The organism is Streptomyces sp. NPDC090741 (assembly GCF_044769045.1).
Taxonomy (GTDB): domain Bacteria; phylum Actinomycetota; class Actinomycetes; order Streptomycetales; family Streptomycetaceae; genus Streptomyces.
Genome location: NZ_JBIVXF010000009.1, coordinates 392929 through 403654 on the forward strand (window position 1 = coordinate 392929; position 10726 = coordinate 403654).

General features: G+C 70.1%; 11 protein-coding genes. 6 read left to right on the forward strand and 5 right to left on the reverse strand.

Going from position 1 to position 10726, the window contains the following annotated elements:
- Positions 1 to 108 precede the first annotated feature (108 nt).
- The 3 genes from ACIQU4_RS25470 (at position 109) to moaA (ending at position 3305) form a co-directional block, all read left to right on the forward strand.
- Complete coding sequence (locus ACIQU4_RS25470; protein ID WP_403734892.1) at positions 109 to 486, forward strand: DUF485 domain-containing protein; 378 nt, start codon at positions 109 to 111, stop codon at positions 484 to 486.
- Positions 483 to 2120 carry a cation acetate symporter gene (locus tag ACIQU4_RS25475; protein ID WP_403734895.1) on the forward strand — a complete coding sequence of 546 codons (1638 nt, stop codon included), beginning with the start codon at positions 483 to 485 and terminating at the stop codon, positions 2118 to 2120. The genes ACIQU4_RS25470 and ACIQU4_RS25475 overlap by 4 nt, the downstream gene beginning before the upstream one ends.
- A 195-nt stretch (positions 2121 to 2315) precedes the next feature.
- On the forward strand, positions 2316 to 3305 hold the full coding sequence (moaA, locus tag ACIQU4_RS25480; RefSeq protein WP_403734898.1) for a GTP 3',8-cyclase MoaA: 990 nt from the start codon (positions 2316 to 2318) through the stop codon (positions 3303 to 3305).
- 44 nt (positions 3306 to 3349) lie between these two features.
- On the opposite strand, the gene ACIQU4_RS25485 is transcribed toward moaA, so the two are convergent.
- Positions 3350 to 3595 carry a hypothetical protein gene (locus tag ACIQU4_RS25485; protein WP_403734900.1) on the reverse strand — a complete coding sequence of 82 codons (246 nt, stop codon included), beginning with the start codon at positions 3593 to 3595 and terminating at the stop codon, positions 3350 to 3352.
- A 146-nt stretch (positions 3596 to 3741) separates the two neighbouring features.
- Entirely contained in the window at positions 3742 to 4074 is a 333-nt protein-coding gene (locus ACIQU4_RS25490) for a DUF3099 domain-containing protein (protein ID WP_403734903.1), read from the reverse strand.
- 180 nt (positions 4075 to 4254) lie between these two features.
- Between ACIQU4_RS25490 and ACIQU4_RS25495 the strand changes: the two genes are divergently transcribed.
- Positions 4255 to 4533, forward strand: coding sequence for a GlsB/YeaQ/YmgE family stress response membrane protein (locus ACIQU4_RS25495; protein WP_403734907.1), 279 nt, complete (start codon positions 4255 to 4257; stop codon positions 4531 to 4533).
- 87 nt (positions 4534 to 4620) lie between these two features.
- Here the strand turns inward: ACIQU4_RS25495 and tyrS are convergent, their stop codons facing one another.
- From tyrS to ACIQU4_RS25510, 3 genes are read right to left on the reverse strand one after another with little or no spacing between them, the layout of a single operon-like run.
- A complete protein-coding gene (tyrS, locus tag ACIQU4_RS25500; RefSeq protein WP_403734910.1) occupies positions 4621 to 5889 on the reverse strand; it encodes a tyrosine--tRNA ligase in 1269 nt (422 codons plus the stop codon).
- Between the two features lie 57 nt (positions 5890 to 5946).
- A complete protein-coding gene (locus ACIQU4_RS25505; protein WP_403734913.1) occupies positions 5947 to 7350 on the reverse strand; it encodes a metallopeptidase TldD-related protein in 1404 nt (467 codons plus the stop codon).
- Complete coding sequence (locus tag ACIQU4_RS25510; protein ID WP_403734916.1) at positions 7347 to 8870, reverse strand: TldD/PmbA family protein; 1524 nt, start codon at positions 8868 to 8870, stop codon at positions 7347 to 7349. The genes ACIQU4_RS25505 and ACIQU4_RS25510 overlap by 4 nt, the downstream gene beginning before the upstream one ends.
- Before the next feature lie 185 nt (positions 8871 to 9055).
- Between ACIQU4_RS25510 and fabG the strand changes: the two genes are divergently transcribed.
- A complete protein-coding gene (gene fabG, locus ACIQU4_RS25515; RefSeq protein ID WP_030300576.1) occupies positions 9056 to 9775 on the forward strand; it encodes a 3-oxoacyl-[acyl-carrier-protein] reductase in 720 nt (239 codons plus the stop codon).
- A 5-nt stretch (positions 9776 to 9780) separates the two neighbouring features.
- Positions 9781 to 10551, forward strand: a complete 771-nt coding sequence (fabI, locus tag ACIQU4_RS25520; RefSeq protein WP_403734919.1) for an enoyl-ACP reductase FabI — start codon at positions 9781 to 9783, stop codon at positions 10549 to 10551.
- Positions 10552 to 10726 lie beyond the last annotated feature (175 nt).

Here is a 10726-nt window from a genome sequence, read left to right on the forward strand (position 1 = left end):
GCGCCGTACGTGCCGTTGACAAGGGGGGATCAGCGCCACCGTCCCCCCCACACGGAGGTTGTTTTGTCCGTCGTCCCCACCGCACCCGCGTCACAAGGAGAGCCCCCCGTGACCACCGAAGCAGCGCCGCCCCACGGCAGCGCGGGAACGCCCACGGCGAGCCCTACGGCGAGCCCCACGGCCGAAGAGTTCACCGCCGTCCAGCAGAGCGCCGAATTCGCCGAACTGCGCGGTTCCTACCGGTCCTTCGCCTTCCCGCTCACCGTGGCCTTCATCGCCTGGTACCTGCTCTACGTCCTGCTGTCCAGCTACGCCGGCGAGTTCATGGGGACCAAGCTCTTCGGCAACATCAACGTCGCCCTCGTGCTCGGCCTCGCCCAGTTCGCGACGACCTTCCTGATCGCCTGGCTGTACTCCCGGCACGCCGCCGCGAAGCTCGACCCGAAGGCCGCGGCTATCAAGGCGCGGATGGAGGCCGGCGAATGAGCGACGCCCTCCCCCTCCACCTCGCGGGGAACGTGGCCGCAGGCGCCACCGAGCACCGGCCGCTGATCATCACCCTGTTCGGGCTGTTCGTCGTCGCCACCCTCATCATCACGATCTGGGCCGGCCGCCAGACCAAGGACGCCGCCGACTTCTACGCGGGCGGCCGTCAGTTCACCGGCTTCCAGAACGGCCTGGCCATCTCCGGCGACTACATGTCCGCCGCGTCCTTCCTCGGCATCGCCGGCGCCATCGCGCTCTTCGGTTACGACGGCTTCCTCTACTCCATCGGCTTCCTCGTGGCCTGGCTGGTCGCCCTGCTGCTCGTCGCCGAGCCGCTGCGCAACTCCGGCCGCTACACGATGGGCGACGTGCTCGCGTTCCGGATGCGGCAGCGGCCCGTCCGCACCGCCGCCGGCACCTCCACGATCGTCGTCTCGATCTTCTACCTGCTCGCCCAGATGGCCGGCGCCGGCGTGCTCGTCTCGCTGCTCCTCGGCATCACCAGCGACAGCGGCAAGGTCGCCGTCGTCGCGCTGGTCGGCGTACTGATGATCCTGTACGTCACCATCGGTGGCATGAAGGGCACCACCTGGGTCCAGATGATCAAGGCCGTCCTGCTCATCGCGGGCGCCCTGCTCATCACCTTCCTGGTGCTGCTGAAGTTCAACTTCAACATCTCCGACCTGCTCGGCAAGGCGGCCGAGAACAGCGGCCAGGGCGCCAAGTTCCTGGAGCCCGGACTCAAGTACGGCAAGGACGCGACGACGAAGCTGGACTTCATCTCGCTCGGCATCGCACTCGTACTCGGCACCGCCGGCCTGCCGCACATCCTGATCCGCTTCTACACGGTGCCCACGGCCAAGGCCGCCCGCAAGTCCGTGAACTGGGCCATCGGCATCATCGGCGCCTTCTACCTGATGACCATCGCCCTCGGCTTCGGCGCCGCGGCCCTGCTCAACCGCACCGACATCCTCAACTCCAACAAGGCCGGCAACACCGCCGCCCCGCTGCTCGCCCAGGAAGTCGGCGGCGGAGCCGGCTCCACGGGCGGCGCGGTCCTGCTCGCCGTGATCTCAGCGGTCGCGTTCGCCACCATCCTCGCGGTCGTGGCCGGGCTCACCCTCGCCTCCTCCTCGTCCTTCGCCCACGACCTGTACGTGAACGTGATCCGCAAGGGGAACGCCACCGAGCAGGAGGAGGTCCGCGCGGCCCGCTGGTCCACGGTCGTGATCGGCGCCGTCGCCATCGGCCTCGGGACCCTGGCCCGCGACCTCAACGTCGCCGGCCTCGTCGCCCTCGCCTTCGCGGTCGCCGCCTCCGCCAACCTGCCGACGATCCTCTACAGCCTCTTCTGGAAGCGGTTCAGCACCCAGGGCGCGCTGTGGTCGATCTACGGAGGCCTCGTCTCAGCGGTCGTCCTGGTGCTCTTCTCCCCGGTCGTCTCCGGGAAGCCCACCTCGATGTTCAAGGACGCCGACTTCTACTGGTTCCCGCTGGAGAACCCGGGCATCGTCTCGATCCCGCTCGGCTTCCTGCTGGGCTGGCTGGGCACCGTCCTGTCCAAGGAGAAGGCCGACCCCCAGAAGTTCGCGGAGCTTGAGGTCCGCTCCCTTACGGGAACGGGCGCTCACTGACACTGTGCTCATCGTGAGATGAGCCGAGCACGCAACGTGGCCGCGTCGTACTTCTCTACGACGCGGCCACGCCGCGTCTCGTTCATTTGGGCATCCCTACGCCTCGCAGCCGTCGCGTAGGCTCGAATACAGCGCCAGGCATGTAGCCGAAGTGGCGCGGACGTCTCTATGGACCGGACAGGGAGGGGGCCCGAAATGCTTCTCGACACTTACGGCCGCGTGGCCACTGACCTGCGCGTCTCACTTACCGACCGGTGCAATCTGCGCTGTACGTACTGCATGCCCGAGGAGGGTCTGCAGTGGCTCGGAAAGTCTGATCTGCTGACCGACGAGGAGATCGTCCGGCTGATCCGGATCGCCGTCACGCAGCTCGGGATCACCGAGGTCCGCTTCACCGGCGGTGAACCGCTGCTCCGGCCCGGCCTGGTCGGCATCGTCGAGCAGTGCGCGGCCCTGGAGCCGCGCCCCCGGATGTCCCTGACCACCAACGGCATAGGACTCAAGCGCACCGCACAGGCGCTCAAAGCCGCCGGACTGGACCGGGTGAACGTTTCGCTGGACACCCTGCGACCCGAGGTCTTCAAGACCCTCACCCGGCGTGACCGCCACCGCGACGTCATCGACGGCATGGCCGCGGCCCGCGAGGCCGGCCTGACCCCCGTCAAGGTCAACGCCGTCCTGATGCCGGGCCTGAACGAGGACGAGGCCCCCGACCTGCTCGCCTGGGCCGTGGAGAACGAGTACGAGCTCCGCTTCATCGAGCAGATGCCGCTCGACGCCCAGCACGGCTGGAAGCGCGACGGCATGATCACCGCCGGTGACATCCTAGCCTCGCTGCGCACCCGCTTCACGCTGACCGAGGAAGGTGCCGAGGAGCGCGGCTCCGCCCCGGCCGAGCGCTGGGTGGTCGACGGCGGCCCCGCCACCGTCGGCGTCATCGCCTCGGTCACCCGCCCGTTCTGCGGGGCCTGCGACCGTACGCGGCTCACGGCCGACGGTCAGATCCGTACCTGCCTGTTCGCCACCGAGGAGTCGGACCTGCGCGCCGCGCTGCGCTCGGGCGCCCCGGACGAGGAGATCGCCGGCCTGTGGAAGGTGGCGATGTGGGGCAAGAAGGCCGGGTCGGGACTCGACGACCCGTCCTTCCTCCAGCCGGACCGGCCGATGTCCGCGATCGGCGGCTGACGGCGGCCACCGCGCGCCGGCAGGCGACCGCCCCGCCGATGCCGCTACAGGCGCTCCGAGCCCTCCGGCTGCACCCATTCGTCGAGCTTCACGACGTCCTTGAGGAACCCGCGGACCCCTAGGAACTGGGAGAGGTGCTCCCGGTGCTCCTCGCACGCCAGCCAGGTTTTGCGGCGCTCCGGCGTGTGCAGCTTCGGGTTGTTCCACGCCAGGACCCAGACGGCCGCGTCGCGGCAGCCCTTGGCGGAGCAGGAGGGCGCGGGCGCCTCGGGGGAGTCAGGGGAGTTCACGCCTCAACCCTACAAACCCCTGCCACGGAAGGGCGACGCCGAGCAGCCACGGGGGGAGCTGCCCGGCGTCGGTCCGTCGCTCCGACGGGGGATGCGGAGCGCGTAGGCAGTATGTCACGCAGGACCCGGTGCAGTGCACCGGAACTTCATGATTGATCTGAGCTTTTCTTGAGGTTTCCCGCGTCCAGTGCCGGACGCACAGGTGACGGGATGAAGTGGGAGGGCAGTGAGGGGGTCGACTCGCGCCCCGCGTTGGCGATGACCACGGCCACGTACGGCAGCAGCCCGCCCGCGATGAGCGTCACGATCGCCACGTGACGTTCCACGTTCCACAGGATCACCGTCGCCAGCACCGAGAGCGTCCTGATCGCCATCGAGATGACGTACCGGCGCTGCCGTCCCCGTACGTCCTCGTCGAGGCCCATCCGGGCTCCGGTGATCCGGAAGACCTCGGCCCCGTTCCGCTTCTTCCGCTCCACGCTCCACCGCCCGATCAGCCTGCCGGATACTCCCCGGTCCGAACCCCTCCCACCGTACGCCGCCCGCCCCGTGGCGAGGAGAGGGGGTGTCCCCCGAATGGGGCTGTTCGAAATGCGCAGTACGCCGGACGGGTCGAAACTGGGCCCACATGCGCACAACGCGCCACGAGGAGGCTCGACATGTCATGGTTGTGGGCGATCATCGTCGGTTTCGTGCTGGGCCTCATAGCCCGGGCGATCCTGCCGGGCAAGCAGCATCAGCCGATCTGGCTGTCCACGCTGTTCGGCATGGTCGGCGCCATCCTCGGCAACGCCGTCGCGGGCTGGATCGGCGTCGCCGAGACCGCGGGCATCGACTGGACCCGGCACCTGCTGCAGCTCGCCGGAGCGGTCCTGATCGTGGGCCTCGGCGACATGATGTACAAGGCGATCCGGGGCGGCAGCGAACAGACGACCTGAGGGCGGCATGACGGAGGGGCCGGCCGGACGTCTCGTCCGTACCGGCCCCTCCGCCGTGCTCGGGCTCCGGCCCTCAGGTCCCGGCCGTCAGGCGCCCGTGACCTCGACCGCCGCCAGGTTCTTCTTGCCGCGGCGCAGCACCAGCCAGCGCCCGTGCAGCAGCTCCTCCTTGGCGGGGACCGCGTCCTCGGCGGTGACCTTCGCGTTGTTCACGTAGGCGCCGCCCTCCTTCACGGTCCGGCGGCCGGCCGACTTGCTGGCCACCAGTCCGGTCTCCGCGAGCAGGTCCACCACCAGACCGGGCTCGGCGACCTGTACGTGCGGCAGCTCGGACAGGGCCGCGGCCAGCGTGGCCTCGTCCAGGTCCGCCAGCTCGCCCTGGCCGAACAGCGCCTTCGACGCGGCGATCACGGCCGTGCACTGGTCGGCGCCGTGCACCAGCGTGGTCAGCTCCTCCGCAAGCGCCCGCTGGGCGGCGCGCGCCTGCGGCCGCTCGGCGGTCTGCGCCTCCAGCTCCTCCAGTTCCTCGCGGGACTTGAAGGACAGGATCCGCATGTAGGTGGAGATGTCCCGGTCGTCCACGTTCAGCCAGAACTGGTAGAACGCGTACGGGGTGGTCATCTCCGGGTCGAGCCAGACGGACCCGCTCTCGGACTTGCCGAACTTGGTGCCGTCCGCCTTGACCATCAGCGGGGTCGCCAGCGCGTGCACCTCGGCGTGCGGCTCCAGACGGTGGATCAGGTCGAGACCGGCGGTCAGGTTGCCCCACTGGTCGGACCCGCCCTGCTGGAGGGTGCAGCCGTAGCGCCGGTACAGCTCCAGGAAGTCCATGCCCTGGAGCAGCTGGTAGCTGAACTCGGTGTAGCTGATGCCCTGGTCGGACTCCAGGCGCTTGGCGACCGAGTCCTTCGTCAGCATCTTGTTGACGCGGAAGTGCTTGCCGATGTCACGCAGGAACTCGATGGCGGACATGCCCGCCGTCCAGTCCAGGTTGTTCACCATGATCGCGGCGTTCTCGCCCTCGAAGGACAGGTACGGCTCGATCTGGCCCCGAAGCCGGGTCACCCAGTTCGCGATCGTCTCCGGGTCGTTCAGCGTCCGCTCGGCGGTCGGCCGCGGGTCGCCGATCTGACCGGTGGCCCCGCCGACCAGCGCCAGCGGCCGGTGCCCGGCCTGCTGGAGCCGTCGTACGGTCAGCACCTGCACGAGGTGTCCCACGTGCAGGGAGGCCGCCGTCGGGTCGAAGCCGCAATAGAAGGTGACCGGACCGTCCGCGAACGCCTTGCGCAGCGCTTCTTCGTCGGTGGACTGGGCGAAGAGCCCACGCCACTTCAGTTCGTCGACGATGTCCGTCACGGTCTCTCGACTCCTTCAGATGGGAAATGCGTCGCGCCAAAAGCTCAGTCTAGGTGGTCAGACACCCTGGCTGACCGAGCTCATGTTGAAATCGGGGATCCGCAGCGCGGGCATCGCGGCCCGCGTGAACCAGTCGCTCCACTCGCGCGGCAGGGTCTTCTCGGTCCGGCCCGCCTCGGAGGCCCGCGACAGCAGGTCCACCGGCGATTCGTTGAACCGGAAGTTGTTCACCTCGCCGACGACCTGGCCGTTCTCCACCAGGTAGACGCCGTCCCGGGTCAGGCCCGTGAGCAGCAGCGTCGCCGGGTCGACCTCGCGGATGTACCAGAGGCAGGTCAGCAGCAGACCCCGCTCGGTGGAGGCCACCATCTCCTCCAGCGAGCGGTCGCCGCCGCCGTCCAGGATCAGGTTCCCGAAGCCCGGCGCGACCGGCATCCCGGTCATGCCCGCGCTGTGCCGGGTCGTGGTCAGCCGGGTCAGCTCGCCGTCCCGGATCCACTCGGTGGCCGGGACGGGCAGGCCGTTGTCGAAGACCGAGGCGTCGTCGCCGGAGCTGTGCGCGATCACGAACGGCGCGGACTCCAGGCCCGGCGCGTTCGGGTCGCTGCGCAGGGTCAGCGGCAGCTGCGACAGCTTCTCGCCGAGCCGGGTGCCCCCGCCGGGCTTGGAGAACACGGTCCGGCCCTCGACCGCGTCCCGGGCCGCCGCGGACCACATCTGGTAGATCAGGAGGTCGGCCACCGCGGTCGGCGGCAGCAGGGTCTCGTACCGGCCGGCGGGCAGGTCGATCTTCCGCTCCGCCCAGCCCAGCCGCACGGCGAGCTCGGCGTCCAGCACGGTCGGGTCCACGTCCTTGAAGTCCCGGGTGGAGCGGCCGGCCCAGGCCGAGCGCTGCCGGTCGGGGGACTTGGCGTTGAGCTCCAGGGTGCCGTTCGGCTGGTCGTGGCGCAGCCGCAGCCCGGTCGAGGTGCCGACGTACGTGGAGACCAGCTCGTGGTTGGCGAAGCCGTACAGCTCCCGGCCGCCCGCGCGGGCCCGGGCGAAGGCCTCGCCGAGGGCCGGGGCGAAGTCCGCGAACACCGCCGAGGAGGTCTCGGCCGGAGCCTCGGTGAAATCGGGCGAGGCCGGGGTCCCGGTGACCAGCGGCCGGGCGTCCTCCGCGGGGCCGGCGCCGCGGGCGGCGGCCTCGGCGGCCCGGACCAGCGGCTCCAGGTCCTCGGCGGTCACGGCGGAGCGCGAGACGACCCCCGAGGCCGTGCCCTCCTTGCCGTCGACGGTGGCGATGACCGTCAGGGTCCGGCCGCGGGTGACGCCGTTGGTGGTGAGCGCGTTGCCCGCCCAGCGCAGGTTGGCCGTCGACTCCTCGTCGGCGATGACGACGCAGCCATCGGCGGTGGACAGCTCCAGCGCCCGCTCGACGATCTCGTGGGGCTTGCTGCGTCCGTTCGAAAGCGTGCTCATCGGCCGGCCTCCTGCGTGGTGTTCAAGATGTTCACGTCGCGGAACAGCGCGGACGGGCAGCCGTGCGAGACGGCAGCGACCTGGCCCGGCTGGGCCTTGCCGCAGTTGAAGGCGCCGCCCAGGACGTAGGTCTGGGGGCCGCCGACCTTCTCCATCGACCCCCAGAAGTCGGTGGTCGTGGCCTGGTAGGCGACATCGCGCAGCTGCCCGGCCAGCTTGCCGTTCTCGATCCGGAAGAACCGCTGCCCGGTGAACTGGAAGTTGTAGCGCTGCATGTCGATCGACCAGGAGCGGTCGCCGACGACGTAGATGCCGCGCTCCACCCCGCCGATCAGGTCCTCGGTCGACAGCCCGCCCGGATCCGGCTGGAGCGAGACGTTGGCCATCCGCTGGACGGGCACGTGCCCGGGGGAGTCGGCGAAGGCGCAGCCGTTGGAGCGGCCCAGATCGGTGAGCTTCGCGATCCGGCGGTCCAGCTGGTAGCCGACCAGGGTGCCGTCCTTGACCAGGTCCCAGCTCTGCGCCTGGACGCCCTCGTCGTCGAAGCCGACGGTGGCGAGCCCGTGCTCGGCGGTGCGGTCACCGGTCACGTTCATGACCGGGGAGCCGTACTTGAGCTTGCCGAGCTGGTCGAAGGTGGCGAAGGAGGTCCCCGCGTACGCCGCCTCGTAACCCAGCGCCCGGTCGAGCTCGGTGGCGTGGCCGACGGACTCGTGGATCGTGAGCCACAGGTTGGACGGGTCCACGACCAGGTCGTAGCGCCCGGCCTCGACGCTCGGCGCCCGCATCTTCTCGGCGAGCAGTCCGGGGATCTGCTCCAGCTCGGCGTCCCAGTCCCAGCCGGTGCCGGTCAGGTACTCCCAGCCGCGCCCGGCCGGCGGGGCGATGGTGCGCATCGAGTCGAACTCGCCGGTGGTCGCGTCCACGGCGACCGCGGTGAGCTGCGGGTGGATCCGTACGCGCTGCTGCGTGGTCATGGTGCCGGCGGTGTCGGCGTAGAACTTGTTCTCGTGGACGGCGAGCAGCGAGGCGTCGACGTGCGCGACCCCGTCGGCGGCCAGCAGCCGCGAGCTCCAGTCGGCGAGCAGGGCCGCCTTCTCCGCGTCCGGCACCTCGAACGGGTTCACGTCGTACGCGGAGATCCACGTCTTGTCGGCGTGCACCGGCTCGTCGGCGAGCTCCACCCGCTCGTTCGAACCCGCGGCCTTGATGACCTGCGCGGACAGCTTCGCCATGGCCACGGCCTGCGAGGCCACCTTGGCGGCGCCGTCCATGGTCAGGTCCACACCGGAGGCGAACCCCCAGCTGCCCCCGTGCACCACGCGGACCGCGTACCCGAGGTCGGTGGTGTCGGAACTGCCCGAGGGTTTGGCGTCCCGAAGCCGCCAGGCGGCGCTGCGGATCCGTTCGAGCCGGAAGTCGGCATGGTCGCAGCCCAGCGCGCGGGCCCGGGCGAGCGCCGCGTCGGCGAGCGCCCGCAGGGGCAGCGCGGTGAAGGCCGCGTCGATGGAATGGGGCACGGTAGTCCTCCCGGGGTCGGGGCCGGTCGCCTCGATCATGTCGCGCTCGGGGCTCTTGTGCCTACATCTTTCTGTAGGGACTCGACAGAGCCCGTACCGAGGCCCTGTGGGAGATCGATTCTCCGCTCGGGGGACCTGGCCTATAGGTTTTTGGTACTCAGACAGCTAGTCGAAAGGGTGATCCGTTGAGCCGCTCGGTTCTCGTCACCGGAGGAAACCGGGGCATCGGCCTCGCCATCGCCCGAGCCTTCGCGCAGGCCGGCGACAAGGTCGCGATCACGTACCGGTCGGGTGAGCCGCCGCAGGAGCTCACCGCGCTCGGCGTCCTGGCGGTCCGCTGCGACATCACCGACTCCGAGCAGGTGGAGCAGGCCTACAAGGAGATCGAGGACGCGCACGGCGCGGTCGAGGTGCTGGTGGCCAACGCCGGCATCACCAAGGACACGCTGCTGATGCGCATGTCCGAGGAGGACTTCGCGTCCGTCGTCGACACCAACCTCACCGGCACGTTCCGGGTGGTCAAGCGCGCGAACCGTGGCATGCTCCGTGCCAAGAAGGGCCGCGTCGTCCTGATCTCCTCGGTCGTCGGGCTGCTGGGCTCGGCGGGCCAGGCCAACTACGCGGCCTCCAAGGCCGCGCTGGTCGGCTTCGCCCGCTCGCTCGCCCGTGAGCTCGGCTCGCGCAACATCACCTTCAACGTCGTGGCCCCCGGTTTCGTGGACACCGACATGACGAAGGTGCTCACCGACGAGCAGCGCGCGGGCATCGTCGGCCAGGTGCCCCTGGGCCGCTACGCGCAGCCCGAGGAGATCGCGGCAGCCGTGAGCTTCCTGGCGTCCGACGACGCCGCGTACATCACAGGAGCCGTCATTCCCGTTGACGGCGGATTGGGCATGGGTCACTGATCACCATGAGCGGAATTCTCGACGGCAAGCGCATCCTCATCACGGGTGTGCTGATGGAGTCGTCCATCGCCTTCCACGCCGCCCGGCTGGCCCAGGAGCAGGGCGCCGAGGTCGTCCTCACCGCGTGGCCGCGCCCGACGCTGACCGAGCGCATCGCCAAGAAGCTGCCCAAGCCGGTCAAGGTGATCGAGCTCGACGTCACCAACGACGAGCACCTGGCCCGCCTGGAGGGCCTCGTCCGCGAGGAGCTCGGCGGCCTCGACGGGGTCCTGCACTCCATCGGCTTCGCGCCGCAGGACGCCCTGGGCGGCAACTTCCTGAACACCCCGTTCGAGTCGGTCGCGACCGCCATGCACGTCTCGGCGTTCTCGCTGAAGTCGCTGACCATGGCGTGCAAGCCGCTGTTCCCGGCGGAGGGCGCGGCCATCGTCGGCCTCACCTTCGACGCGCAGTTCGCCTGGCCGCAGTACGACTGGATGGGCCCGGCCAAGGCCGCGCTGGAGGCCACCAGCCGCTACCTCGCCCGTGACCTGGGCAAGGAGAACATCCGCTGCAACCTGGTCTCGGCCGGCCCGCTCGGTTCGATGGCCGCGAAGTCCATCCCGGGCTTCTCGGACCTGGCCGACGTCTGGAACTCCCGCTCGATGCTGGAGTGGGACATGAGCGACCCGGAGCCGACGGGCAAGGCCATCGTCGCCCTGCTGTCGGACTGGTTCCCGAAGACCACCGGCGAGATCGTCCACGTGGACGGCGGCCTGCACGCGATGGGTGCCTGAGCGAGGTACCGACCGACAGGTACGCAGTGGTACTCGTACGTCCGTACGGCGGCGGGGGGGGGGGGGCGGGGGGGGGGGGGGGGGGCGCCCCGGCCCCCCCCCGGGGGGGGGGGGGGGGGGGGGGGGGGGGGGCGGGCCGCCCCCCCCCCCCCCCCAGCCGAACACAAAGAAAAAA

Bases quoted from the DNA above. Each gene is read 5' to 3' on its own strand.
- ACIQU4_RS25495 (WP_403734907.1), top strand. From the start codon at position 4,255: ATGTCATGGTTGTGGGCGATCATCGTCGGTTTCGTGCTGGGCCTCATA.
- fabI (WP_403734919.1), top strand. From the start codon at position 9,781: ATGAGCGGAATTCTCGACGGCAAGCGCATCCTCATCACGGGTGTGCTG.
- ACIQU4_RS25505 (WP_403734913.1), bottom strand. From the start codon at position 7,350: ATGAGCACGCTTTCGAACGGACGCAGCAAGCCCCACGAGATCGTCGAG.
- moaA (WP_403734898.1), top strand. From the start codon at position 2,316: ATGCTTCTCGACACTTACGGCCGCGTGGCCACTGACCTGCGCGTCTCA.
- ACIQU4_RS25475 (WP_403734895.1), top strand. From the start codon at position 483: ATGAGCGACGCCCTCCCCCTCCACCTCGCGGGGAACGTGGCCGCAGGC.